Annotated in this window: 27 protein-coding genes; 12 read left to right on the top strand and 15 right to left on the bottom strand. The window is 67.6% G+C overall.

The features are described 5' to 3' along the window. Position 1: 1 nt before the first annotated feature. Positions 2-640: a lipoyl(octanoyl) transferase LipB gene (gene lipB, locus V6V88_RS26605; RefSeq protein WP_223573616.1), complete on the top strand. Its 639-nt coding sequence runs from the start codon at positions 2-4 to the stop codon at positions 638-640. Next, on the top strand, positions 637-1,365 hold the full coding sequence (locus V6V88_RS26600; RefSeq protein ID WP_062838862.1) for a tetratricopeptide repeat protein: 729 nt from the start codon (positions 637-639) through the stop codon (positions 1,363-1,365). Before lipB ends, V6V88_RS26600 begins: the two co-directional genes overlap by 4 nt. A gap of 6 nt (positions 1,366-1,371) precedes the next feature. On the opposite strand, the gene V6V88_RS26595 is transcribed toward V6V88_RS26600, so the two are convergent. After that, complete coding sequence (locus V6V88_RS26595; RefSeq protein WP_223573614.1) at positions 1,372-2,184, bottom strand: substrate-binding domain-containing protein; 813 nt, start codon at positions 2,182-2,184, stop codon at positions 1,372-1,374. 157 nt (positions 2,185-2,341) lie between these two features. Here V6V88_RS26595 and lipA point away from each other — a divergent pair, with 157 nt between their 5' ends. Then, positions 2,342-3,346: a lipoyl synthase gene (gene lipA, locus V6V88_RS26590; RefSeq protein ID WP_056327233.1), complete on the top strand. Its 1,005-nt coding sequence runs from the start codon at positions 2,342-2,344 to the stop codon at positions 3,344-3,346. Positions 3,347-3,388: 42 nt separating this feature from the next. Here lipA and rfbD read toward each other — a convergent pair whose 3' ends face one another. Both rfbD and V6V88_RS26580 read right to left on the bottom strand, forming a co-directional pair. After that, the gene (gene rfbD, locus V6V88_RS26585) at positions 3,389-4,303 is read right to left on the bottom strand and encodes a dTDP-4-dehydrorhamnose reductase (RefSeq protein WP_223573612.1); all 915 of its coding nucleotides are present in this window, start codon (positions 4,301-4,303) and stop codon (positions 3,389-3,391) included. A 31-nt stretch (positions 4,304-4,334) separates the two neighbouring features. Further along, entirely contained in the window at positions 4,335-4,889 is a 555-nt protein-coding gene (locus V6V88_RS26580; protein ID WP_180097133.1) for a cob(I)yrinic acid a,c-diamide adenosyltransferase, read from the bottom strand. Between the two features lie 224 nt (positions 4,890-5,113). Between V6V88_RS26580 and V6V88_RS26575 the strand changes: the two genes are divergently transcribed. After that, positions 5,114-5,419 carry a copper-binding protein gene (locus V6V88_RS26575; protein ID WP_056327239.1) on the top strand — a complete coding sequence of 102 codons (306 nt, stop codon included), beginning with the start codon at positions 5,114-5,116 and terminating at the stop codon, positions 5,417-5,419. 75 nt (positions 5,420-5,494) lie between these two features. Here the strand turns inward: V6V88_RS26575 and hslU are convergent, their stop codons facing one another. The 5 genes from hslU to V6V88_RS26550 form a co-directional block, all read right to left on the bottom strand. Next, positions 5,495-6,829 carry an ATP-dependent protease ATPase subunit HslU gene (gene hslU / locus V6V88_RS26570; RefSeq protein ID WP_062838866.1) on the bottom strand — a complete coding sequence of 445 codons (1,335 nt, stop codon included), beginning with the start codon at positions 6,827-6,829 and terminating at the stop codon, positions 5,495-5,497. A gap of 70 nt (positions 6,830-6,899) precedes the next feature. Continuing rightward, positions 6,900-7,439, bottom strand: a complete 540-nt coding sequence (hslV, locus tag V6V88_RS26565; protein ID WP_062838867.1) for an ATP-dependent protease subunit HslV — start codon at positions 7,437-7,439, stop codon at positions 6,900-6,902. A 144-nt stretch (positions 7,440-7,583) separates the two neighbouring features. Further along, positions 7,584-8,048 (bottom strand): RNA polymerase-binding protein DksA, encoded by a 465-nt coding sequence (gene dksA, locus V6V88_RS26560; RefSeq protein ID WP_056327244.1) that lies wholly within the window; start codon positions 8,046-8,048, stop codon positions 7,584-7,586. A gap of 124 nt (positions 8,049-8,172) precedes the next feature. After that, positions 8,173-9,294 carry a GTP-binding protein gene (locus V6V88_RS26555; protein ID WP_223573610.1) on the bottom strand — a complete coding sequence of 374 codons (1,122 nt, stop codon included), beginning with the start codon at positions 9,292-9,294 and terminating at the stop codon, positions 8,173-8,175. Positions 9,295-9,633: 339 nt separating this feature from the next. Continuing rightward, entirely contained in the window at positions 9,634-10,137 is a 504-nt protein-coding gene (locus tag V6V88_RS26550; RefSeq protein ID WP_056327248.1) for a Fur family transcriptional regulator, read from the bottom strand. 174 nt (positions 10,138-10,311) lie between these two features. Here V6V88_RS26550 and V6V88_RS26545 point away from each other — a divergent pair, with 174 nt between their 5' ends. Genes V6V88_RS26545 through V6V88_RS26520 form a run of 6 tightly spaced genes read left to right on the top strand, consistent with a single transcriptional unit; the run spans position 10,312 to position 14,867 of the window. After that, a complete protein-coding gene (locus tag V6V88_RS26545; RefSeq protein ID WP_142052313.1) occupies positions 10,312-10,497 on the top strand; it encodes a hypothetical protein in 186 nt (61 codons plus the stop codon). Beyond that, on the top strand, positions 10,494-11,216 hold the full coding sequence (locus V6V88_RS26540; protein WP_223573608.1) for an ABC transporter ATP-binding protein: 723 nt from the start codon (positions 10,494-10,496) through the stop codon (positions 11,214-11,216). Before V6V88_RS26545 ends, V6V88_RS26540 begins: the two co-directional genes overlap by 4 nt. Next, positions 11,213-12,079: a metal ABC transporter permease gene (locus tag V6V88_RS26535; protein WP_062838871.1), complete on the top strand. Its 867-nt coding sequence runs from the start codon at positions 11,213-11,215 to the stop codon at positions 12,077-12,079. The genes V6V88_RS26540 and V6V88_RS26535 overlap by 4 nt, the downstream gene beginning before the upstream one ends. A 21-nt stretch (positions 12,080-12,100) precedes the next feature. Continuing rightward, positions 12,101-13,141: a zinc ABC transporter substrate-binding protein gene (locus V6V88_RS26530; RefSeq protein ID WP_223573606.1), complete on the top strand. Its 1,041-nt coding sequence runs from the start codon at positions 12,101-12,103 to the stop codon at positions 13,139-13,141. Positions 13,142-13,191: 50 nt separating this feature from the next. Continuing rightward, positions 13,192-13,785, top strand: a complete 594-nt coding sequence (locus V6V88_RS26525) for a DUF1007 family protein (protein WP_233461941.1) — start codon at positions 13,192-13,194, stop codon at positions 13,783-13,785. After that, on the top strand, positions 13,776-14,867 hold the full coding sequence (locus tag V6V88_RS26520; protein WP_223573602.1) for a nickel/cobalt transporter: 1,092 nt from the start codon (positions 13,776-13,778) through the stop codon (positions 14,865-14,867). The genes V6V88_RS26525 and V6V88_RS26520 overlap by 10 nt, the downstream gene beginning before the upstream one ends. Positions 14,868-14,906: 39 nt before the next feature. Here the strand turns inward: V6V88_RS26520 and xerC are convergent, their stop codons facing one another. From xerC to V6V88_RS26495, 5 genes are read right to left on the bottom strand one after another with little or no spacing between them, the layout of a single operon-like run. Then, positions 14,907-15,890: a tyrosine recombinase XerC gene (gene xerC / locus V6V88_RS26515; protein ID WP_223573600.1), complete on the bottom strand. Its 984-nt coding sequence runs from the start codon at positions 15,888-15,890 to the stop codon at positions 14,907-14,909. A gap of 28 nt (positions 15,891-15,918) precedes the next feature. After that, positions 15,919-16,596: a DUF484 family protein gene (locus V6V88_RS26510; RefSeq protein WP_062838876.1), complete on the bottom strand. Its 678-nt coding sequence runs from the start codon at positions 16,594-16,596 to the stop codon at positions 15,919-15,921. A 5-nt stretch (positions 16,597-16,601) separates the two neighbouring features. Next, complete coding sequence (dapF, locus tag V6V88_RS26505; protein WP_223573598.1) at positions 16,602-17,513, bottom strand: diaminopimelate epimerase; 912 nt, start codon at positions 17,511-17,513, stop codon at positions 16,602-16,604. A 26-nt stretch (positions 17,514-17,539) separates the two neighbouring features. Then, entirely contained in the window at positions 17,540-18,430 is an 891-nt protein-coding gene (locus tag V6V88_RS26500; protein WP_175156922.1) for a lysophospholipid acyltransferase family protein, read from the bottom strand. A gap of 41 nt (positions 18,431-18,471) precedes the next feature. Continuing rightward, positions 18,472-19,338, bottom strand: a complete 867-nt coding sequence (locus V6V88_RS26495) for a lysophospholipid acyltransferase family protein (RefSeq protein ID WP_223573596.1) — start codon at positions 19,336-19,338, stop codon at positions 18,472-18,474. A 275-nt stretch (positions 19,339-19,613) separates the two neighbouring features. On the opposite strand from V6V88_RS26495, the gene metK reads away from it, so the two are divergent. Continuing rightward, a complete protein-coding gene (metK, locus tag V6V88_RS26490; protein ID WP_056327270.1) occupies positions 19,614-20,777 on the top strand; it encodes a methionine adenosyltransferase in 1,164 nt (387 codons plus the stop codon). 58 nt (positions 20,778-20,835) lie between these two features. On the opposite strand, the gene V6V88_RS26485 is transcribed toward metK, so the two are convergent. Both V6V88_RS26485 and V6V88_RS26480 read right to left on the bottom strand, forming a co-directional pair. Beyond that, a complete protein-coding gene (locus V6V88_RS26485) occupies positions 20,836-22,263 on the bottom strand; it encodes an amidase (protein ID WP_280001523.1) in 1,428 nt (475 codons plus the stop codon). Between the two features lie 84 nt (positions 22,264-22,347). Then, positions 22,348-23,652 carry an MFS transporter gene (locus V6V88_RS26480; RefSeq protein ID WP_280001524.1) on the bottom strand — a complete coding sequence of 435 codons (1,305 nt, stop codon included), beginning with the start codon at positions 23,650-23,652 and terminating at the stop codon, positions 22,348-22,350. A gap of 82 nt (positions 23,653-23,734) precedes the next feature. On the opposite strand from V6V88_RS26480, the gene V6V88_RS26475 reads away from it, so the two are divergent. Further along, positions 23,735-24,739, top strand: coding sequence for an Lrp/AsnC family transcriptional regulator (locus V6V88_RS26475; RefSeq protein WP_056327276.1), 1,005 nt, complete (start codon positions 23,735-23,737; stop codon positions 24,737-24,739). Positions 24,740-24,778: the final 39 nt, after the last annotated feature.

Genomic DNA, 24,778 nt, shown 5'->3' with positions numbered 1-24,778 from the left:
TGTGATCAAGTGGCTCGCGCGGCCGGTGGACTACCTGCCGGTCTGGCAGGACATGCAGGCGTACACCAGTCAGCGCGACGCCGCCACGCCAGATGAAATCTGGCTGTGCGAGCACACGCCGGTCTACACGCTGGGCCAGGCGGGCCGGCCGGAGCACGTGCTCAACCCCGGCAACATTCCCATCGTGCATTGCGACCGCGGCGGTCAGGTGACCTATCACGGCCCCGGGCAGGTCATGGCCTACGCGCTCTTTGACCTGCGCCGCGCCGACATGTACGTCAAGGAATACGTGGCGCTGCTGGAATCGGCCGTCATCGACACGCTCGCGCAGTTGGGCGTGGGCGGGGCCTGTCGCAAGCCCGGCGCGCCGGGCGTCTACGTGCCGCATCCCGAAGGCGGTGAGCTGGCCAAGATTGCGGCGCTAGGCATCAAGATCCGCAACGGCCGCGCATACCATGGCGTGTCGCTGAACGTCGAGATGGATCTGGCGCCGTTCCTGGGCATCAACCCCTGTGGCTACGAAGGCTTGCGCACCGTCGACATGGCGGCCTGTGGCGTGCGCCGCACGCCCACCGAGACGGGCGACCTGCTGGCGCAGAACCTGGCGCTCGCCTGGCATCGCCGAAGGAACACGAATTGAAGACCTACACCGCGGCCGAGGTCGCCGCGACCACGCCCGAACAGCTTGCCCGGCTGCGCGAATCCGGGCCGCCCGAGGAATACGCGGCATGGATCCGCGCCGCCGCCGACCTGGGGCTGACCGAGGCGCAGACGATCTACGGGCAGATGCTGCTGGACGGCGTGGGCGTCGAACGCCAACCCGCCGAGGGACTGTCGTGGTTCAAGCGCGCGGCGCACGCCGATCACCCCATGGCCATCAACATGGTGGGGCGCTGCTATGAAAACGGCTGGGGCGTGGCGGCCGACGATACGGTCGCGGCCTACTGGTTCCGGCGTGCGGCGGACGCGGGCCTGGATTGGGGCATGTACAACTACGCGCACATGCTGCGCACGGGCCGCGGCGGCGTCACGCAGAATCAGGCCGCGGCGCTGGCGCTGTACCAGCAGGCCGCTCAAGCCGGCCACGTGAAGTCGATGGGCGTGGTGGGCCGCTATCACGAAGCGGGCGACGTGGTCCCGCAAGATCTGGAACGCGCGTTCGACTGCTATCGGCGCTGCGCCGAGGGCGGCGATTTCCGGGGCATGTTCCACCTGGGCCGCATGCTGCTGTTGCAGGGCCGCAAGGAAGATGCCGTGGCGTGGCTTGTGCGCGTTCCCGAAACGGCCACGCAGGCGTTCCTGAAGGAAGCCAACGGCATGCTGCAGGACTGCGGCTTTCCCGCCCTGTACGAGGTCGCGGACTGACGCGGATCAGGTGCTGAGCCGCAGGTCCAGCACCACATCGATCATGTCGCGCTGGCCCGCGCCGCGCTCGCCCTCCAGCCGGTCCAACAGCAGCTGACCGGCCCGCCGGCCCAGTTCGGCGGCGTCCACACCCAGCGTGGTCAGGCCCTGCACCCACTGCACGGCGCTGCCGTCATCCGAAAACCCCAGCACGGCCAGATCCTGCGGCACCTGCAGGTCGCGGTTGTGCGCTTCCGACACGGCGGCGGCCGCCAGCAGGTCGGACGTGCAGAACACCGCATCGAAGATCGTGTTGGTGGCCAGCAAGCGCAGAAAAGCCATGCGGCCGTCGTTCATGTGCTGGACCTCGGGCTGCACGATGTCGGCGACCCGTTCCAGGCCCAGCGCGGCGGCGCTGCCGACGAAGCCTTCGCGCCGGGCGCGCTCCCAGGGCGTGTCGGCGCTGATGCAGGCGACGCGCAAATGGCGCTTTTCGGCCAGGTGCCGCGCCGCCATGCGGCCGGCTTCGGCGTTGTCGATCGCCACGGCGCTGTCCAGCATCTGGGGCGAAAGGCTCCAGGTCTCGACGACCGGAATCTCCAGCGCGGCGAGCGTCGCGCGCAGCGCGGCGTTGTCCAGGGGACCGACGACGAAGGCGGCCGCTGGCCGCAGTGCCTCCAGCAGCGGCAGCGCTGCGGCGTCGTGCCAGGGCGCCGCCGCCAGGTAGTAACCGGCGGGGGCCAGCCGCTCGCTGCACGCCTGGAGGGCACGGGCGGTCGGGCCGGCATCCAGACGGGCGGCAATCACGGCAATCGGGGCGGGCGAGGGCAGGCAGGGCATGGCAAAAGACAGGAAATGCGTCAGGCCAGACGATAACCCAGGGCCGGCGGTCCCCGGGGGCGCGGGACGTTCCCGCGGCGGATCGGGCCGTGAGGGGTAAAATGCCTGTTTTCTCCCAGACCCGGCCGTCTTTGCGCGCCGGTCACGAAGGTGTCCCATGTCCACGCTCGCCGAGTCTCCTGTGCCCTCGAACGAATCCGCCGCCGCGCCTGCCGAGGCGGTCTACGATCCGACGCAAAAGCAGAAATCGCAGGCCAAGACGGCGCGCATTCCCATCAAGATCATTCCGGCCGAGCGCCTGAAGAAGCCCGAATGGATCCGCGTGAAGGCCGCCGCGCCCGGTTCGCGCTTCTACGACATCAAGCGCATCCTGCGCGAGCACAACCTGCACACGGTCTGTGAAGAGGCTTCGTGCCCCAACATCGGCGAATGCTTCGGCAAGGGCACCGCCACTTTCATGATCATGGGCGACAAGTGCACGCGCCGCTGCCCGTTCTGTGATGTAGGCCACGGCCGGCCCGATCCGCTGGACACCAAGGAACCCGAAAACCTGGCGCGCACCATCGCCGCCATGAAGCTGTCGTACGTGGTGATCACCTCGGTCGACCGCGACGACCTGCGCGATGGGGGCGCGGGCCACTTCGTGGACTGCATCACGCATATCCGCGAACTGTCGCCCACCACCCGCATCGAGGTGCTGGTGCCCGACTTCCGCGGCCGCCTGGACCGCGCGCTGACCATCCTGAACGCCGGTCCTCCGGACGTCATGAACCACAACCTGGAAACCGTGCCGCGTCTGTACAAGCAGGCGCGTCCGGGCTCGGACTATATGCACTCGCTGAAGTTGCTGGCCGAGTTCAAGAAGCTGCATCCCGAAGTGCCCACCAAATCGGGCCTGATGCTGGGCCTGGGCGAGACCGACGAGGAAATCCTGCAGGTGATGCGCGACATGCGCGAGCACAACGTGGACATGATCACGATCGGCCAGTACCTGCAGCCGTCCGAACACCACCTGCCGGTGCTGCGCTATGTGCACCCCGATACGTTCGCGATGTTCGAGCGCGAAGCGTACGCGATGGGGTTCTCGCATGCGGCGGTCGGCGCGATGGTGCGGTCTTCGTACCACGCCGACGAGCAGGCGCACGCGGCTGGCGTGAACTGATCGTCTGATCGGTCTGGGCGTGGCCTTGCATGGCCGCGCCCGCTACGCCTGCGAAAAAAACTTCTCCACGCCGCAAGCCACGAGCGCATCCAGGCTCTCGTCCACATACGCGGTCCAGTCGGCCGGCGCAAAGCCGGTTGCCAACATCAAGGCCGTCGTGTCCAGCCGTGAGTTGCGCGGCCGCGCAGCGTCTGCCGCATAGTCCGCCGACGCCACGGCGGCAATATGCTCGGGTTTCAGCGTTAGATCGACGCCCCGCTTGAGGGCGCCCGCGACAAGGTATTGCGCGTACGCATGCCAGCTTGTGGAGCCTGCGGCCGCGACGTGATAAAGCCCCGACGGCAGCGCCCGCGCCTGATGCAGGGCGATGCAGCGCACCGTGGTTTGCGCGATCAGCGAAGCGGGCGTCGGCGTGCCGTGCTGGTCCGCCACGACACGTAGCGATGCACGCGTGCGGGCCAGGTTCAGGATCGTGCGAAAGAAATTATGCCCGTGCAGCGAATGGATCCAGCTGCAGCGCAGCACCAGCGCCTGGCAACCGCTTGCCGCAATGGCGCCTTCTCCGGCCAGTTTGGTGGCGCCATACACATTGATGGGATTGGGTGTGTCGGCTTCGGTGTAGGGCCGCGCAAGCGCGCCGTCAAAGACGTAATCCGTGGAGTAGTGAACCAGCAGCGCGCCGCTGGCCGCAGCGTGCCGTGCCAGCGTGGACACCGCCACCGCGTTCACCTGGGCGGCTGCTTCGGGTTCGCGCTCGGCCTGGTCGACCGCGGTCCATGCGGCCGCGTTGACGATGATGTCCGGGCGATGCGCGTGCAGCACCGCGGTAATGGCCCCCTGGTCGCGCAGGTCCAGGGCATCCCGGCCCAGCGCCGTCAGATCGCCCGCCGCCGGCAGGACGGCCTGCAGCGCACGGCCCAGCTGGCCGTCCTTGCCCAATAACAGGATGCTTGGCATTAGGGCGGGCTCCGGAAGGCGCGAGGACCGGTCAGCGGCGCGCCTGCGCGCCGGCCCAGAAGGTGTCCTGCTGACCAAGATGCCGGTTGACGTAGCGCGCCAGCACGAACATCAGGTCCGAGAGCCGGTTCAGGTATTGCCTGACCGGCGCGTTGACGGCCTCGACGCCCGCCAGCGCCACCACGGCGCGTTCGGCGCGCCGGGCCACCGTGCGGGCCATGTGCGCCAGCGCCGCGGGCCGGGAACCGCCAGGCAGGATGAATTCACGCAGCGGCGGCAGCGCCGCGTTGTAATGCGCCAGGCGCGCATCCAGGTGGGCAACCTGTTCGTCCTTGACCGCCACGTGGCCGGGGATGCACAGCTCCGCGCCCATGTCGAAGAGGTCGTGCTGGATGGTGAGCAGGTCGGCGGCCACGTCCTCGGGCAGGGCTTCGGTCAGCAGCAGGCCGATGACGCTGTTCAGCTCGTCCACGTCGCCCAGGGCGGCGATGCGGGGGGCGTCCTTGGGGATCCGGGATCCGTCCCCCAGTCCAGTGGTGCCATCGTCACCGGTGCGGGTGGCAATGACGGATAAGCGGTTGGCCATGGCGATGTGATTCGGTGTGGTGAGAAGCGTGTGGTGAAAGAGGTAAGCGGCTTGCGTCCGACGGTAAGCGCGTCCGCCGCGAACAGGGGCTGTCAGCAAACAACCGTCAGGATTGTTGCGCACTGGCAGCGGAACTGTTGCATTCGCGCAGTATCCTAGCACTGTAAAAAGCGGCAAGACCGTCTCGGCATCTTGCCCGCTCGGACCGCATAGGGAGGTTTCATATGGGTTTTAACCGCAAATACACAACGCCCATGGCCGTTGCCACCGCAATGGCCGTCGTCTCGCTGGCCACGCCCCTGGCGTTCGCGCAGCAGGCCGACGCCACGGGCGAGGTGCGGCGCGTGGACGCCGCTGCGGGCAAGGTCACGATCAAGCACGATGCCATCAAGGCGCTGGACCTGCCGGCGATGTCGCTGGTCTATCAGGCCGATCCGGCGTTGCTGGCCAATATCAAGGCGGGCGACAAGGTGCGCTTTACCGCCACGCGCAAGGACGGCAAGTACGTGGTGACGGCGATCTCGAATTGACGCCGGCCTAATGAAAAACCCCGCCGCAATCGCTTGCGGCGGGGTTTTTTGCGCCGGGTTGCGCCGGGGGCGGGATCAGAGCACGTAACGCGCCAGGTCCTGGCTGCTGGCGGCTTCGGCCAGCTGCGCGTTGACGTAGGCGGCGTCGATCTTGACGTGCCTGTCCTGGCTGGAGGTCGCATCGAAGGAAAGCTCGTCGAGCAGCTTTTCCATCACCGTGTACAGACGGCGGGCGCCGATGTTCTCGGTGGTCTCGTTGACCTCGAAGGCCAGCTCCGCCAGGCGGCGCACGCCTTCGTCGGTGAATTCGAGCTCGACGTCCTCGGTGGCCATCAGCGCCGTGTACTGCTTGGTCAGCGAGGCATCCGTGTCGGACAAAATGCGCACGAAGTCTTCGGCCGTGAGCGATTCGAGTTCGACGCGGATCGGGAAGCGGCCCTGCAGCTCGGGGATCAGGTCCGACGGGCGCGACAGGTGAAAGGCGCCCGACGCGATGAACAGGATGTGGTCGGTGCGGACCATGCCGTAGCGCGTGTTGACGGTGGTGCCTTCAACCAGCGGCAGCAGGTCGCGCTGCACGCCCTGGCGCGAGACATCGGCGCCGCCGGATTCCTGGCGGGCGGCGATCTTGTCGATCTCGTCCAGGAAGACGATGCCGTTCTGCTCGACGTTGGTGATCGCCACGCTGCGCAGGTCTTCTTCGTTGACGCGCTTGGCGGCTTCTTCGTCGACGATGAGCTTGAAGGCTTCGCGAACCTTCATCTTCTTGGGCTTTTTCTTGTCGCGCGCCATGCCCGCGAACATGCCGCGCAGCTGCTCGGCCATTTCTTCCATGCCCGGGGGCGTCATGACGTCCATTTGCGGCACGGTCTGGGCGACTTCGATTTCGATCTCAAGATCGTCGATCAGCCCTTCGCGCAGACGCTTCCTGAAGGTCTGGCGTGCGCTGTTGTCTTCGCCGCGCTGCGGTTCGCCCGAGGCGCTGCGGGGCGGAGGCACCAGCGCGTCCAGGATGCGGTCTTCAGCGGCGTCCTCGGCCTGGGTGCGCACGCGGCGCATTTCCAGCTCGCGGGTCTGCTTGATGGAGTATTCGGTCAGGTCGCGGATGATGGTGTCCACGTCGCGGCCCACGTAGCCAACCTCGGTGAACTTGGTGGCTTCGATCTTGATGAACGGCGCGTTGGCCAGCTTGGCCAGGCGGCGCGCGATCTCGGTCTTGCCGACGCCGGTCGGGCCGATCATCAGGATGTTCTTGGGATGGATTTCGTGGCGCAGGGGCTCGGCGACCTGCTGGCGGCGCCAGCGGTTGCGCAGCGCCACGGCGACGGCGCGCTTGGCGCGGTTCTGGCCGACGATGTACTTGTCGAGTTCGGAGACGATCTCTCCGGGCGTCATGTTGGATGCGGACATGAGGGCGGATCCTTGATGCTAGGGCGGGCTGGGAGGGCGCCGCGGCGCAGGCTGCGCCGCGTGGCGGGCGTCACTCGCCCAGCGTTTCGATGACGTGGTTCTGGTTGGTGTAGATGCACAGGTCGCCGGCGATCTCGAGCGATTGCTTGATGATCGTCTCGGGCGGCAGGTCGGTGTTGCGCAGCAGCGCGAGGGCGGCCGACTGGGCGTACGCGCCGCCGGAGCCGATGGCGGCCAGGCCGTGCTCGGGTTCCAGGACGTCGCCATTGCCGGTGAGCACCAGCGTGTGCTCGGCGTCAGCCACGATCAGCATGGCTTCCAGACGGCGCAGGACGCGGTCGGTGCGCCAGTCGCGGGTCAGTTCGACCGCGGCGCGCATCAGGTTGCCCTGGTGCTTTTCAAGCTTGGCCTCGAAGCGTTCCTGCAGCGTGAACGCATCGGCGGTGGCGCCGGCAAAGCCAGCGAGGATCTTGTCGTGATAGAGGCGGCGGATCTTGCGGGCAGTGCCCTTGATGACGATGTTGCCCAGGGTGACCTGGCCATCGCCGCCCAGCGCGACGCGGTTGCCGCGGCGCACACACACGATGGTGGTGGCGTGAAATTGTTCCATGCGTTCCTTCCTATGAAAAAGTTAGCTGGGGGCGGTCGCGGGGATATCAAGGTCTGGGGACTTCATGCGCCCCGGGGACGATAAAAAAGGCCATGCGCGGAAACCGGCATGGCCTTTCAGGGGACGGAGCGAATGCGGGACGGGTCAGTCGCCGTACAGCTTTTGACGCATCTCGCGGCGTTCCTGCGCTTCGAGCGACAGGGTGGCCGTGGGGCGGGCGAGCAGGCGCGGGATGCCGATGGGCTCGCCCGTTTCTTCGCACCAGCCGTATTCGCCGCTGTCGATGCGGGCGATGGATTGCTGCACCTTCTTGAGCAGCTTGCGCTCGCGGTCGCGGGTGCGCAGTTCCAGGGCGTGCTCTTCCTCGATGGTGGCGCGGTCGGCGGGATCGGGCACGAATTGCGTTTCACGCAGGTGCTCGGTGGTCTCGCCGGCGTTGGCCAGAATGTCCTGCTCGAGTTGTTTGAGCCGTTCCTTGAAGAACGCCAATTGGCGGTCGTTCATGTAGTCGGACTCGGGCATGGCCAGCAATTCCTTCTCGCTGGGCAGATCAATCGCCGTATCGCTCGTCGACTTGCTTGATTTTTTGGTTGCTGCCTTGGTAGCCATGTAAACACTCCACTATGAATCGATCCTGGCGCGGGCGTCCGTCCCGGTCCGTGTTACTTGTTGCCTACGCTATCCGTACCTCACAGTACTGCCTTCGTCGCATCGCGTCACGCAGGAATGGGGATTACCCCGCCAGGCACTGCTCCAAGCCCCGGGTAAAAATCTCCTGGGGCAGCTTACGTCCGATGAACACCATCTTGGTGGACGGTTTTTCGGCCGCGGTCCACGGCTTGCCGGGTTCGGCGCCCATCATCATGTGCACACCCTGGAACAACATGCGGCGGTTGATGCCCTTCATGTACAGGATGCCCTTGTAGCGCATCAGGTCGGGGCCATAGACCTGCACGACGCCGCCCAGGAATTCCTCAAGGCGCGCGGGATCGAACGGCTTGTTGGAACGGAACACGAACGCGCCGATTTCGTCGTCGTGCTTGGGGTGGTGATGATGGGCATGATTGCAGTGCGCGCCGCATTCGCCGTCGTGGTCATGATCGTGATCATGGCCGTGGCCGTGATCATGGTCGTGATCGTGTCCGTGGGCGTGGTCGTGCGCGGCGTCCGGATGCTCATCGGCCAGGAACTCCGGGTCGATGTCCAGAATGGAATTCAGGTTGAAGCCGCTGATGTCGATGATGGACTTGAGGTCGACGTCGCCGAAGTTGACGGCGGTGATCGGCGCGCGCGGGTTCATGTGAACCAGGCGGTGGCGCAGCGCTTCGTAGTCGACTTCGTTGACCAGGTCTTTCTTCGAGATCAGGATGCGGTCGGCGAAACCGACCTGCTTCTGGGCTTCGGGTTGTGCGTCGAGCGTGGCCATGCCGTGCTTGGCATCGACCACCGTGACCACCGCGTCCAGGCGGTAGTACTCGGCGATGTCGTCATCCATGAAGAACGTCTGGCACACGGGGCCGGGGTTGGCCATGCCGGTGGTTTCGAGGATGACGCGTTCGAAATTCAGGTCGCCGGCTTCGCGCTTGGCGCGAAGATCGGACAGCGTGCGCATCAGGTCGCCGCGCACCGTGCAGCAGACGCACCCGTTGGACAGTTCGATGATTTCTTCGTCGCTGTCCTGCACGAGCAGGTCGTTGTCGATGCTTTCCGGCCCGAATTCGTTTTCGATGACCGCGACGCGGCGGCCATGGAATTCGGTCAGGATGCGTTTGAGCAGGGTGGTCTTGCCCGCACCGAGGAAGCCGGTGAGGATGGTGACGGGAACCATTTTGTCCAAACTGCGCGGGGTATTCATGGCGAAGCTGCTAGCGTGATGTCAGGGGCGTGAAACACGGCGCCTGACGGGGTTTTCAGTCCCTGCCGGAGATGTCTGCCACAGGCTGCGACAGCCGCCGATAGCGGCCGGACGCAGGATTACAGCACAGTCGGGGGCAGGGGGCAAACCCCGGGCCAACCCGGGGGGCCGTGGCCGCCAGATGGCAGCCGTACGCCGTCAAGTATGGGGCGATACCCCTATTTTGGGGCGGTTTGCGGGGTTTCAAGAGCACATGGACGCCCAAGCGGTAACCGCGCTGAAACGTTCCGGTCAGGCGGACGCATCCAACGGATGAAACGAAAGGGGGAAGATCCCCGTTCAGTGGTGATGGTGGTGGTGACCCGCGTCGGCCGGCTGCGTCTTTTGGCACTGCGGGCACAGGGCGCGGATCTCGGTTTCGTGCGTGGCCAGCGCATAACCCGTCTGCGCGACGCGTTCGGCCAGCTGCCGGCTCATGGCCGGGTCGGAGACTTCGGCGACGGCGCCGCAACCGGTACAGACGACAAGCAGGTCGTGCGGCGCGCCGCCGGCGTCGTGGCAGGCGCTCCAGGCGTTGACGGCATCCAGGCGGTGTATCAGGCCTTCGTCCATCAGGAAGTCCAGCGCACGGTACACCGTGGGTGGCGCGGCGCCGGGGTGAACGGCGCGCATCGCGTCCAGCAGTTCGTAGGCCTTCAGGCTGCGGCCATGGCGCAGCAGCAGTTCAAGGACCTTGCGGCGGATGGGGGTCAGGCGGCGTCCGCGCTGCGCGCACAGCGTTTCGGCGACGCTGAGCTGAGCGCCTACGCTGTCGTTGCGGGGTGGACGGGACGGTGCGGACATGGCGGGCTTTATCTAAATGGGAAGCGCGCGCGATGCGCGCGCGAGATGCCTGGAAGGTAGCAGAAAACCCCTGAGTCCGGGAACTGGCCGGCAGGCTAGTCCGGTTTGGTTATGATATAACATAATAAAACCATCGCCGTTCCTTTCCGCTGCCGTTTTCCGCTGTTGCCTGCCATGTCCCATTTCACGCTCCTGCCCCCGCGGTCCGGCGCCGCGCCCGGCCGGCGCGCGCCCGCCCGATCCGCATTTCTTGTTTCCGCATGGCGCCGCATGGCGTATGCCGCGGTGGCCGCCGCCGTGCTGTGGGCGCTGACCGGCTGGGCGCTGGACTGGTGGACGCTTGAGGGGTGGCTGCGATGACGGCGGCGCCCATCACCGTCGAGCTGGCCGACGCCTCGTTCGGCTGGCACGGGCGGCCCGCGCTGCGCTCGGTGTCGGGCAGTTTCGCGGCGGGCGGCATGACCGCCGTGGTCGGCCCCAACGGCGCGGGCAAGTCCACGCTCATCAAGGGAATCATGGGTGTGCTGCGCCCGATGACGGGCAGCGTGCGCATCCAGGGCGCCGGGCGGTCGGCGCTGGCGTGGCTGCCGCAGGCGGCGGAACTGGACCGGTCGTTTCCCACCACGGTGCTGGACCTGGTGGCCATGGGCGCCTGGCGACGCGTGGGCGGATGGCGCGGGTTCGGTGGCGAGGAACTGGACTGCTGCATGCAGGCGCTGGAAACCGTGCGCCTGGCCGATGCCGCGGACCGGGGCGTGGACACGCTGTCGGGCGGGCAGATGCAGCGCGCCCTGTTTGCGCGGATGCTGGTGCAGGATGCGCCGGTGCTGCTATTGGATGAGCCCTTCGCGGCCGTGGACAGCCACACGGCCGAGGACCTGATGGCCCTGCTGTGCGGCCTGCATGGACAGGGCCGCACCGTGATCGCGGTGCTGCACGATCTGGACCTGGTTCGCGATCACTTTCCGGAATGCCTGCTGCTGTCGGGCTCGGTGGTGGCGTGGGGCGACACGGCCGCGACGTTGAGCGAGGCCCACCTGAAGGCAGCCCGGCAGCGGCAGGCGGGAGCCTGGTCATGACGCTTGCACACTGGCTGGTGTCGCCGTTCCTGGACTACGGCTTCATGCGGCGCGCGCTGGCCGGCGCATGCGCGCTGTCGCTGGGCGCGGCGCCCTTGGGCGTTTTTCTCGTATTGCGGCGCATGAGCCTGATGGGCGACGCGATGTCGCACGCCATCCTGCCAGGTGTCGCCGCGGGCTTTCTGATGGCGGGCCTGTCGCTGGGCGCGATGATGCTGGGCGGCATTGCCACCGGCCTGGCCGTGGCCCTGCTGGCCGGGCTGGTGGCCCGGCTGACGCCGCTGCGCGAAGACGCCAGCTTTGCCGCCTTCTACCTGATCTCGCTCGGGCTGGGCGTGCTGCTGGTGTCGCTGCGCGGCTCCAACATGGACCTGCTGCACGTGCTGTTCGGCACGGTGCTGGGGCTGGACGACGCCGCGCTGCTGCTCGTGACGGCCACGGCCAGCGTGACCTTGCTTGTCCTGGCGGCAATCTACCGGCTGCTGGTCGCCGAATGCCTGGACCCGGGGTTCCTGCGCGCGAGCGGCGGCATGGGCGGCCTTGTGCACATGGGTTTCCTGGTTCTGGTGGTCGTGAACCTGGTGGCGGGCTTTCAGGTGCTGGGCACGCTGATGGTGGTGGGAATCATGATGCTGCCGGCCGCCGCGGCGCGGTTCTGGGTGCGCAGCGCGGCCCGGCAGATTCCGCTGTCGGCGGCGATCGGCGTGGCGTCTTCCGTGGCCGGGCTGCTGGTCTCCTATCACTTCGACGTGCCGGCCTCGCCCGCGATCATCCTGGCGGCCGGCGCCTGCTATCTGTTTTCCATCGTGGGCGGCCCGCAGGGCGGGCTGCTGCGGGCAACGCGCCGCGCGCGACCTGCCTGAGACTTCCTAAGGAGATTGACCATGCGTTCGATTCTGCCGGCCCGACGCCGCGCACTGCTGGCCCTGGCGGGCGCTTGCCTGACAGCCGTCCTGGGCACTGCGCAGGCGGCTGAGCCGTTGAAGGTGGTGGCCAGCTTTTCCATCCTGGGCGACATCGTGCGGGAAGTGGGCGGCGCCGACATCAGCCTGACCACGCTGGTCGGCCCCGACGGCGACGCGCACGGCTACGAGCCCACGCCGGGTGATGCAAGAAAGCTGGCCGAGGCGCGCGTGCTGGTGGTGAACGGGCTGGATTTCGAGACCTGGCTGCCCAAGCTGACAAAGGCGTCGGGCTTCGCGGGACAGACGGTGACGGCGTCACAGGGCGTCTCGCCGCGCAAGTTCGCGGGGCATGGCGAAGAGCATGACCATGGGCATAAGGACGACCATAAGGACGACCATAAGGGCGATCACAAGGACGACCATAAGGGCGACCACGACCACGACCATGACCACGACCACGATCACGAGCCGGGCCATCATCATCATCACGGCGACGCCGATCCGCATGCCTGGCAGAGCCTGGCCAACGGCGTGATCTACGCGCGCAATGTGGCCAACGGTCTGGCGGCCGCGGACCCCGCGCATGCGCAGGCCTACCGCCAACGCGCCGACGCGTATATCGCCAAGCTGCAGGCGCTGGACGCCAGCGTGCGCAAAACCTTCGATGCCATTGGCGCCGACCGGCGCAAGGTTGTGACCTCGCACGACGCGTTCGGTTACTTCGGCGACGCCTATGGCGTGACGTTCATCCCCGCGATGGGCGTGTCGACGGACGCCGAGCCGTCGGCGCGCGAGGTGGCCGCGATCATCGAACAGGTGCGGCGCGACAAGGTGCCGGCGGTGTTCGTCGAGAACATCAGCAGTCCCAAACTGGTCCAGCAGATTGCCCGCGAGACCGGCGCCAAGGTGGGTGGTACGCTCTACTCCGATGCCCTGTCCAAGCCCGGACAGCCGGGCGCCACCTATCTGGAAATGTTTGAATGGAACGCACGCCAGCTTGCCGCGGCCTTGCAACCCTGAGCGCCGTGACGGCGCTGCTGACGGCGGGCGCCGCCAACGCGCACCCGCACATGTGGATCGATGCGCGCGCGCAGATCGATGTCGATGCCGAGCAGCGCATCACCGCCGTGCGGCAGGTGTGGCGGTTCGACGAAATGTTCGGCGCCTATGCGACGCAGGGCCTGAAAAAGGGCAAGGACGGATCCCTGCCTGCGGCAACGCTGCAAGGCATGGCGCAGGACTGGATGAAGGCGCTGGGCGAACCGATCTCCCACTACTTCACGCGGGTCACGGTCAACGGCAAGAGCGCGGCATTCGCCGCGCCGCGCGACGCCCGCGTCGACTGGAACCCCAAGACCACGCGGCTCACGCTGTCCTTCACGTTGCCGCTGGCCGAGCCCGTCGCGCCGGGCGCGGGCGGCGCGCAAGTGGACATCTACGACCCCACCTATTTCGTGGCCTACGCATTTGACGAGAAGGGCGCGGTGTCGCTGGGCGGACCGCAGGGCGCGGCCTGCACGGCCGACTACCGCAAGCCCAAGGAACTGGATTGGAAAACCATGCAGGAACTGGCCGCGATCCCGGCCGACCCGGACGCCTTGCCGGACGAACTTTTTGCCATCACCAAGGGGCTCACGCACCGCATCGAGGTGCGATGCCCGTAAGCCGGCCGCAGCGCGCGCTGGCCGTTGTTCTGCTGCTGATGCTGGGCGGTATCTCGGCGGCCGCCGCGCAAGGCGCGCATCCGTTCGGCGTACCCGAAAGCGGGGGCGGGCTGGCAGGGCCCGGCTGGCTGTCCAGCTTCTTTGGCAGCGTGTCCGTCTGGCAGTCGCACTTCTACCGGCAACTGACGGGCGCCGTGCGCGCCTGGCAGGCGGACGGCGGCGCGGCGTGGGCCCTGATGGGCCTGTCCTTTGCCTATGGTGTCTTTCATGCGCTGGGGCCGGGCCACGGCAAGGCGGTGATCTCATCCTATGTGCTGGCCAACCGCCAGACGGCGCGCAACGGGGCGCTGCTGGCCTTGGCGTCGTCTTTGATCCAGGCGCTGGTGGCGATTGTGATGGTGGCGGTGCTGGCGGTCGTGTTCAACGCCACCGCGGCCACCATGAACGAAGCCACGCGCTGGCTGGAGCTGGCTTCGTACGCGCTGGTGACGCTGCTGGGCGTGTGGCTGGTGTGGATCAAGGCGGTGAGACCGCTGCTGCGGCGGGCCGGCGCGCGTGGGCAGGCGCATGATCACGAACATGCGCATGATCACGAACACGCACAGGCGCACGCACATGCGCACGCACATGCACATGCAAACGCGGAGGCCCGCGCGCATCATCACGGCCACGATCACAACGACCATCTCCACGATCACGACTGCGGTTGCGGACACGCGCATGTGCCCGCGCCCGAGCAGGTCGCCGGTCCGCTGAACTGGCGGCGCGCGTGGTCCGCCATCCTGGCGGTGGGCCTGCGGCCGTGCAGCGGGGCGTTGATCGTGCTGGTGTTCGCGCTGTCCCAAGGCTTTTTCATGGCAGGCGTGGCATCCGCGCTGGCGATGGGATTGGGCACGGGGCTGACCGTGGCGGCACTGGCCTGCCTGGCCGTCGCCGCCGGGGGCGCCGCCACGCGCTTGGGCAGCCGCATGTCCAGCGCGGGCGCGGCATGGCTGCGTTATGGCATCGAGGCGCTGGCGGCGATTGCCGTGCTGTTGCTGGGGGTGATGCTGCTGGGCGGCATGGTCGCCGCGGGCGGCTAGCGGTCGATGACGGGCAACTCGCGGCGTGGCCCGCGGGTGTCAGGACTTGCGCCCGGCGCGCGGATGCGCCTGGTCGTAGGCCTTGGCCAGATGCTGGAAATCGAGCCGCGTATAGATTTGCGTGGTCGAGATGTTGGCGTGTCCCAGCATCTCTTGCACGGCGCGCAGGTCCTGCGCGGACTGCAAGACGTGGCTGGCAAAACTGTGGCGCAAGACGTGAGGATGCACATGCGTGGGCACCCCGGCCGTCTGCGCGATGCGTGCGAGCTGCAACTGCACCACGCGCGGCGAAATGCGGCGTCCGCGCGCGCCCAGAAACAGCGCGGCGGCGTCTTCGGGCAGCGGCGAGGGCGGCGCGAGCTGCGGGCGAACTTCGATCCACTTGCGCAGCGCGGCCATGGCCTGCTGGCCTACCGGCACCGAGCGGCGCTTGCCGCCCTTGCCCAGCACCACGACCTCGGCCTCGTCCGGATTCAGCCAGCCGCGCGACTCGTAATCGGCAGTGCGCGTGTAGCGCAGGTCCAATCCCACCAGCTCCGACAGGCGCAATCCGCTGGAATACAGCAGTTCGAACATGGCTTGGTCGCGCAGGGCGGCCGGTTCGGTGGCGACCTGGGCCGGCGCGTTGTCCAGGAGGGCCTGGGTCTGCTCGACCGACAGCGCCTTGGGCAGGCCACGGGGCGCCTTGGGGGCGCGCACGCCCGCCACGGGATTGCCAGCCAGCTCGGCGGCCGGCGCCCACCATTGGTAAAAGCCGCGCCAGGCCGCCAGCGTGCGCGCCAGGCTGCGCGGGCCGCGGCCCTGCGCATGCAGGCGCGCCACGAATTGGCGGATGTGGCCGTTGCCGAGCTTGTCGAGCGGCAGGCCGGCCTTGTCGGCGAGTTCGCGCAAGAAGTGCAGTTCGCGCCGGTAGCCATCCAAGGTATGGGGCGAGTACCGGCGGTTGGTCTCCAGATGGCGCAGCCAGGCGCTCATCGGATCGGGCAGGGCGGGCGGATTGGCGTTCGGCTCGGTGTCGCGCATCGCGTTGTCCTTGTCCGCCCCGGCAGCCTTACGCCTTGGGCGAGGCCGGATTCAGCCGATGCAGCGCGGCCGATGCGAGTTGGGCGATCGACTCCAGGAACGTCGTGCCCATTTCGGGCGTGAAGCGTTCGGGGTCGTCGGAGCCCAGCACCAAGAGGCCCACGGCCGCGCCGTCGGCCTCAAGGCGCAGGGGCACCAGCGCCAGCGACTTGGGCTTGGCGTCCAGCCAGGCCACCGCTTCGAAGGCAGTGTCGGTGCCGACATAAGGCGTCTTCAGGCTGTCGGTGAAGGTGCGCACGTCTTCGGAGACGGGCTCGCCGTAGCCTTGATTGGGCAATTCGGACAGGTTCCACAGGCGCAGCGCCACGTGGTTCAGTTCGAATTGCTCGGCCAGGCCCAGCGCGATCTCGCCGGGCACCAGCTGCGGATCGCATTCGGACAACAGGCGGCAGCACCACTTGGCCACGTGCGAACCGATGGTCTCGTTGGCGGAGGCGTTGCGCACCAGTTCATTCAGGCGCCATTCCAGTTCACGGGTGCGCTCGCGCAGCGTGAGGATCTGGCGTTCGCCCAGCGAGATGGCGCGCGAGCCGTGCGGGTGCGGCACCTGCAGGGTGGCGAAGACGTCGGCGTGTTCGTCGAAGAAACCGGGGTTTTCTTGCAGAAAGGCTGCGATGTCCTGGGCGGTGAAAGCGGTATCGGTCATAGGGGTTATCGGTTCAGCGCCATGGAGAAGACGAGCTTGTCGATGTCGACCTGGCCCGTGAAGACGGATTCGGCCGGGCCGGTCATGCGCAGTTGTTCGCCGTTCCAGGCGACGGTCAGCACACCGCCGCGCGTTTGCACGCGCACGGGCGAATCGAGCAGGCCGCGGCGGATGCCGGCCGCGACCGCGGCGCAGGCGCCCGTGCCGCAGGCCAGCGTTTCGCCGGCGCCGCGTTCGAAGACGCGCAGGCGGATGTTGTGGCGGTCAACAACCTGCATGAAGCCGGCGTTGACGCGGCGGGCAAAGCGCGGATGGGTTTCGATCAGCGGACCCAGCACGGCGACGGGTGCGGTGTCGACGTTCTCGACGACCTGAACGGCGTGCGGATTGGAGATGGCAACCGCCGACACGGCGACCACGCGCGGCAGGCCGGCGGGCGCGTCCAGGTCCAGTTCCCAGACGGTGTCCTGGCCCTGCGTGGCCGAAGGCAGGCCGGCGGTGTCAAAGGGCAGCGCCGCCGGGTCGAAGCGGGTACTGCCCATTTCGACGGTGACCTGCTCGTCGTCGCCTTCGTCCAGGACCAGGATGCCCGTGGGGATTTCCGCGCGCAACGGGTTGCGGTCGGACAGGCCTTGCTCGTGCACGAAGCGCACGAAGCAGCGGGCGCCGTTGCCGCAGTGTTCGACCTCGCTGCCGTCGGAATTGAAAATGCGATAGCGGAAGTCGGCGTCCGGCCGCGTGGCGCGTTCGACCAGCAGGATCTGGTCGGCGCCGATGCCGAAGTGGCGGTCGCCGAGAGCGCGCGCGCGTTCGGGCGTCATCTCGATGGTTTGGCGAACGCCATCGAGCACAACGAAATCGTTGCCCGCGCCGTGCATTTTGGTGAAGTTCCAGTTCATCACGGGATTATCGCCCATTCTCGCGGCGCGGCGAGCGACTGCGGTCAGTACAGCTTGGGCTCGCCTTCAGGGCGCGTCTTGAAGCGGCGATGGACCCAGTAATACTGGCTGGGGCAGCGCCGCACCCAGCTTTCGAGCTCGCGGTTCAGGCGCGCGGTGGCCGCTTCCAGGCTGTCGCTGCCGGGGAAGTCTTCAAGCGGCGGCAGCACGTCGACGTGGTACTTGCCGGTGTCCGGATTCCAGAATCCCACGATCGGCAGGACCGCGGCGTTCCATTTCTGGGCAAGTTGGGCCGTGGCGAGCAGCGTGGCGGCGGGCACGCCGAAGAACGGCACGAAGACCGAACCCTGCCGGCCGAAGTCCATGTCGGGCAGGTAGTAGACGGGGCGGGGCGCGCGCAGATGCCGGATCAGGTCGCGCACGCCGTCCTTGCGGCTGACGAGGAACACTTCATTGAAGCGCGCCCGCCCGGCGGCCACGACGGCGTCGATGTGCGGATCGCTTTGCGGCGTGTACATGGTGGCCGCGCTGGGCACTTCCATGGTGAGGCGGGTGGCGGCCGCGTCCAGCGCAATGAAGTGCGGCGCGAGCAGGATGACGGCGCGGCCTTCGGCGGTCAGCGCATTGATGCGGTCGGCGCCCGTCTGCGTGACCATGTCCTTGATGGCGTCGGGCGTGCCGTACCAGAGCACGCCGCGGTCGACGATGGACTGCGCCAGCGCGCGGAAGTGGTCGGCCACCCATTGTTCGCGCACGGCCTCGGGCTGGTCGGGAAAACACAGTTCCAGGTTGCGGCGCACGATGCGTGCGCGCGACTTGGCCAGCCGGGGCGCCAGCCAGCCCAGCACGGCGCCGATGCGCAGGCGCGTCGACGGCTTGATACGGCCGAACCATTTCAGCAGGGAGACCAGCGTGCGCGTTTTTTTATCGTTCATGGATGCGGAATGGGACCTGGCGGCGGGATCGGCGGAAAGGCTCAGGCGGCCGGGGGCGGCGGTTCGGCGCCGGGCGCCGGCGTGGCGCCGCGCGGGGTCTTGTAGCGGTTGTAGCTCCAGAGGTACTGGTCGGGGCAGCGGTGGATCAGCGTTTCCATCGCGGCGTTGATGAGCGCGGCCTGGGCCTCGGGCTCGGCCGGAAGCGGCTCGGGCACCCGGACGTAATGGATGCGCCAGCCGCGGCCCTTGGGCAGGCGTTCGCCGGCAGTGAGGATGATGGGGACATTGGTCTGCGACGCGAGCTTGCCGGGCAGCGTCATGGTGTAGGCCAGGCGTCCGAAGAAGGGCACCCACACGCCGTCGCCCACGCTGGGGGCCTGATCGGGCAGCATGCCGACGGATTCGCCGCGGCGCAACGCGCGCACGAATTCCCGCACGCCCTGCATGTTGGCGGGCACCGCATTGACGGCCGAGCTGTTGCGCGCCGTTTCCAGCAGCGGCGCCAGCGCTTGTTTGCGCGGGGGGCGGAACATCACCGTCATGGGCATCTGGCGGGCCAGATAGCGGGCGGTGATCTCGAAGCAGCCCAGGTGGGGGGTCAGAAAGAGGATGCCCCGGTTCTCGGCGCGGGCGGCGGCAACGACGTCGTCATCGTCCGAGACCACCTGCGCCAGGCTTTCCTGGTTGCGGAACCAGACGCGGGGATTCTCCAGGATCATCGCGCCGGCTTCGGCTGCCGCGCGCCGCGCGAACGCCGCGCCGGGGTAGCCGGCCTGCGCCGCATTGGCCTGCAGGCGCCGCCGGTACTTGCCCGGCAAGGCGTAGATGGCGCGCCCCGCGAACCGCCCGATCGCATGCGCGACGGGGAGCGGCAGGGCGGCAAAAAGTCGGAACAGGGGCAGCAACATGCTTCAAAAGGTTGAAATCGGGCAGGGTATTACCGCTGATCGAGGCATATGGATACACCCCGGCCGCAAGCATAAGAACGGCATTTTCGCTTAAAATGCGCCCAGTCGCCGAGTTAACCGACAACTTGCGGGGCGACGGCAAGGGTAAAGCGCTTAGCGCGGCCCGTGCCAAATCCGCTAAAGCGTCGCGCCCAGTTGGCATTGTCATGCAGACCGGGGTGCAACGCGCCTCGAGAACCTATGCGCCGGCAAGACCGGACACTAAGGACGCATCTGTGGCCAACAACGATTTTCTTTTCACTTCCGAATCCGTCTCCGAAGGGCACCCCGACAAGGTTGCCGATCAGATCTCCGATTCGATCCTCGACGCCATCTTCACGCAAGACCCGAACGCGCGTGTCGCAGCCGAAACGCTGTGCAACACGGGCCTGGTCGTGCTGGCTGGCGAAATCACCACCACCGCCAACGTCGACTACATCCAGGTCGCGCGCGACACGATCCGCCGCATCGGCTATGACAACACCGAGTACGGCATCGACTACAAGGGTTGCGCGGTGCTGGTCGCCTACGACAAGCAGTCGCCCGACATCGCGCAGGGCGTGGACCGCAGTTCGGAAGACTACCTGAACCAGGGCGCGGGCGACCAAGGCCTGATGTTCGGCTACGCCTGCGACGAAACCCCCGACCTGATGCCTGCCCCGATCTGGTACGCGCACCGCCTGGTGCAGCGCCAGAGCGAACTGCGCAAGGACGGCCGCCTTGGCTGGCTGCGTCCGGACGCCAAGTCGCAGGTCACGTTCCGCTATGTCGACGGCCGTCCCGCCGAAGTCGACACCGTCGTGCTGTCGACCCAGCATGCGCCGGAAGTCTCGCAAGAGACCATCCGCGAAGCGGTCATCGAAGACATCATCAAGCCCAGCTTCCCCGAAGGCCTGATCACGCCCAAGACCAAGTTCCTGGTCAACCCGACCGGCCGCTTCGTCATCGGCGGCCCGCAAGGCGATTGCGGCCTGACCGGCCGCAAGATCATCGTCGACACGTACGGCGGCGCTTGCCCGCACGGCGGCGGCGCGTTCTCGGGCAAGGATCCGTCCAAGGTCGACCGTTCGGCCGCCTACGCCGCCCGCTACGTGGCCAAGAACATCGTGGCCGCCGGTCTGGCGCGCCAGTGCCAGGTGCAGGTCAGCTACGCCATCGGCGTGGCCGAACCCATCAACATCACCGTCTACACGGAAGGCACGGGCGTCATCCCTGACGACCAGATCGCCAAGCTGGTGCGCGAGCACTTCGACCTGCGTCCGAAGGGCATCGTGAACATGCTGGACCTGCTGCGCCCGATCTACACCAAGACCGCCGCCTATGGCCACTTCGGCCGCTCCGAGCCCGAGTTCTCGTGGGAAGCCACGGACAAGGTCCAGGAACTGAAGAAGTCCGCCTGACGCGAACCGCTACCCCGGTTGAAAAAAGCGCCCGATCCGATCGGGCGCTTTTTCTTTTTCAGAGTCCCCAGGCCGACAGGTCCGGATGCCGCGGCACGGGCGACAGCGCGGGCTCCAGCGCCGCCGCGCAATCGAGCAGCGCGGCATCGGCGCCCGCGGGCGCCAGCAATTGCACGGCGCACGGCAAGCCCTGCGCGTCCAGGCCTGACGGCAGCGCCATCGCTGCTGCACCCAGGAAGTTGGCCGGGCGCAGCAGCTTGCCCAGGCCGGCGTGGCGCGTGTCCTGCGCGTCCAGCGCCTGCGCGGCCTGATCGATCGCGGGCATGAGCAGGGCGTCGATGCCCTGCATGGCCTGTCCGAAGACCGCCATGTCGGCCTGGCGGCGCGACAGCGCGGCCTCGTAGCTGGCCTGCGTGATCCGGCCGCCGGCGGCGATGCGCGCGCGCACGACGTCCCACAACGGCTGCGAAGGGTCTTCGGCCAGCGCGCCGAAATGCCGATAGGCCTCGTAGGCCAGCACCAGCGAGTTGTCGTCGGCCATGCGGACAAAGGACAGCGACGCGGGCGGATGCCAGGCGGTGGGCGTATAGCCGGCCTGCGCCAGGCGTTGCTGCGCCGCGTGCCAGGCTTGCAGCGCCTCGTCGGTAAGCGGGGCGGGCCAGGACTGCGGCGCCAGCACGGCGACGGCGCCCGGCTTTCGGGGGGCGCTGTGCCGCAGGCTGGTGAAGCAGGTGGCGGGCAGCGCAAGCGTGGCGGCGTCATCGACGTCCGGCGCGGCCAGCAGTTGCGTAAGCAGACGCGCGTCGGCGACGGTGCGCGCGATCGGGCCCAGCACGTCCAGCGTTTCCGACAGCGGCAGGCAGCCGGCCCGGCTGATGAGACCGGAGGACGGCTTGTAGCCGACGACGCCGTTCAGCGCCGCCGGCGCGCGCACGGAGCCGCCCGTGTCGCCGCCCAGCGCGATCGGGGCCAGGCCAGCGGCCACGGCCACGCCCGCGCCGCTGGACGAACCGCCGGGCGCACGCGCCACGTCGGCGTCCCACGGATTGCGGGCGGTGCCCTGCGTCGGGTTCTGTCCCGACAGGCCGAACGCGAATTCCGTCATGCGCGTCTTGCCCAGAATCACCATGCCCGCTGCCGCCAGTCCGCGTGCCGCGGCGGCGGTCTCGGTGCTGACGACGCCTGCGCGCGCCTGAGAGCCGCCGCTGACGACGGTGCCTTCCCACTGCACGCTGTCCTTGACCGCGACGGGCACGCCATGCAGGGGGCCAGCGCAAATGCCGGCGTCCAGCAGCCGGTCCGCCGCTTCGGCCTGCGCCAGCGCGCGCTCGGCCGTGACCACGCTGTAAGCCGCCAGCGCCGCGCCGCGTTCGATCCGGTCAAGGAAATGCAGGGTGAGATCGCGCGAACGCAGCTTGCGCTCGCGGATGGCGCGGGCAAGCTGGCGCGCATCCTGGAAATGCAGGTCGATGTCTTGGGCGGGCATAAGTCTCATCGAAAAGGAAAAAGCCTTCCGGTCCGCGGCGGGACCGGAAAGCGATGTGTGGGAAGGGCGCGAGAAGAGGACGGCCTATTTCAGGACCTGGCCCTTCGTCTCGGGCATGCGGATGAAGGTGATCAGCGTGATCACGGCGCCAGCCAGCACGTAATAGAAGAACCAGCGCTCCATGCCCTTGCTTTGCAGCCAGGTCAGCAGGTAGGGCGTGGTGCCGCCCAGCAGCGCGACGACCAGGTTGTACGGCGTGCCGATGCCGACGGCGCGCACGCTGGTGGGAAACTGTTCGGACATGATGGCGGGCGCAATCGCGGTGTACATGGCGTACAGCACCAGCCCGAACAGCTCGACCGCCAGGATCGAACCGAACGACGGCCCGAGCGTGGTCATGATCGGGTAGAAGAAGATCAGGTAGCCCGCGGCAAAGAAGATGAGCTGCGGCTTGCGGCCGATGCGGTCGGACAGCATGCCGAACAGCGGCTGCACAAGCATGAACACGATCAGCGCGACGGTGTTGGCCGCGAACGCGGTCTTGGGATCGGCGCCGACCTGCCGGATGGCATAGGTGGGCACGTAGGCCACGAAGATGTAGAACGCGAACGTGGTCAGGACCGAGAAGCCGACGATGCGCAGCACTTCGCGCGGGTGGTCGCGCAGCAGCGTGCGCAGCGGCTGCTTTTCAACGCCGGCCTTCTTGGCGTGCGAGAACGCTTCGGTTTCCGGGATGGCGCGACGGATCCACATGCCTGCCAGGCCGCCCAGCGCGCCCAGCATGAACGGGATGCGCCAGCCCCACTCGGCCATGTCGGCCTTGGTGAGAACGGTGGTGAGGATCCAGCCCACGGCCGAGGCGGCCAGGATGCCGACCGCGGCGCTGAAGAACACGAAGCTGGAATAGAAGCCGCGCTTGTTGGGCGGCGCCATTTCCGCCAGAAAGGTCGTGGCCGAGGCATACTCTCCGCCCAGCGACAGGCCTTGCAGCAGGCGCGCGGCGGTCAGCAGCAGGGGGGCGGCAATGCCGATGGTGGCGTAGGTGGGCGTGACGGCGATGATGAGCGAGCCGCCCGCCATCATGAGGATCGTCAGGCCCAGCGCAGCCTTGCGGCCATAGCGGTCTGAAAAGATACCCAGCACCCAGCCGCCGACGGGACGCATGAAAAAGCCCACCGCAAAGATGCCGAACGTCGCGAGCAGGGCGGTGGTTTCGTTGCCCGGCGGAAAGAACTGGCTGGAAAAGAAGATGGCGAACGACGCGTAGATGGTCCAATCGAACCATTCCACCGCATTGCCTACACTACCGGCCAGAATCGTGCGGCCGCGCGAAACGGGCGGGGCGCTTGCCCCTTGCGCCTGACGCAAGGTTGCGGATGTGCTGCTCATGACGTCCTCAAAGTGGGTTTTGTTTTTTGGTCAAATAGACCAATAAAATTTGTGTTTTTATCAATGCGCGAACGTTAGATTAATGAATATGGTCACGTCAAGTAAGGGTAATTCCCTAATCGGCGCGTTGGACGAGACGGATCTCGCGTGCCTCGTCGCGCTGCAGGCGCAGCCTCGTGCCTCCTGGCGGGAGCTGGGCGCGGCAACCGGCATCGCAGAACGAACCGTGGCGCGGCGCATCAAGCGCCTGATGGACGCGGACGCGCTGCGCGTCATCGCGGAACCGGATCCGCTGGCCACCGGCCGTGGCGTGGTGCTGCACGCGTGGGTGCGCTGCCGATCGGGCCGCGTGCCCGATGTGGCCGAGCGCCTGGCGCGGCTGGATATCAGCCAGCTCGTCGTGACGCTGGCGGGGTCTGCCGACCTGATGGCCGAGCTGACGCTTGCCGACGCGGCCGACATGCCGGATGTGGTGACCCGCGTGCTGCCGTCCATCGATGGCGTTGAACACGTGGAGGCGCGGCTGGTGCTGCGGCCGTTCCGGCGCGCGGGCCAGTGGCGCATCCAGCCGCAGGCCGGCGGCGATGCGGACGCGCCGCGGCTGTCGCCGCCCGTGGCGTTGACGGATCCCGAGCAGCGCATGGTGTCGCACCTGATGCGCGACGGGCGCGCCAGCCTGGCCGAATTGGCCGAGCGCTCCGGCGTCAGCGAACCGACCGCGCATCGTCTGCTGCAGAACCTGGTGGAGCGCCGCGCGCTGAGCTTTCGCGTCGAAGTCGAGCCGGCGTTGGTGGGCTTTCCGGTAGAGGCGGTGATTTCCGTGCAGGTGCGGCCGCAGGCGGTCGACGCGCTGGCCGCGCATCTGGCGCTGGACCCCAACACGCGCTGCCTGTTTGGCACCAGCGGCGCCTCGCAGCTCTTCTGGCACGTGCTGTGCCGCGACAGCCTGCATCTGTGGGACGTAGTGACGCGCCGGCTGGGCGAACTGGACGGCGTGCTGAACAGCGAGGTGGGCGTGGTGATGCGCGCGCACAAGCGTTGCGGCATTGTGCGCGCGGGGGCGCGGCTGGATCCGGACGCGGCGTGACGGGGAGACGGCGGTCAGCGGGGCAGCCGTCCTGCCGCC

Origin of the sequence: Achromobacter sp. E1 (assembly GCF_037039475.1) — a bacterium.
GTDB lineage: Bacteria > Pseudomonadota > Gammaproteobacteria > Burkholderiales > Burkholderiaceae_B > Achromobacter > Achromobacter mucicolens.
This window is presented reverse-complemented; position numbering and strand designations above follow the sequence as displayed.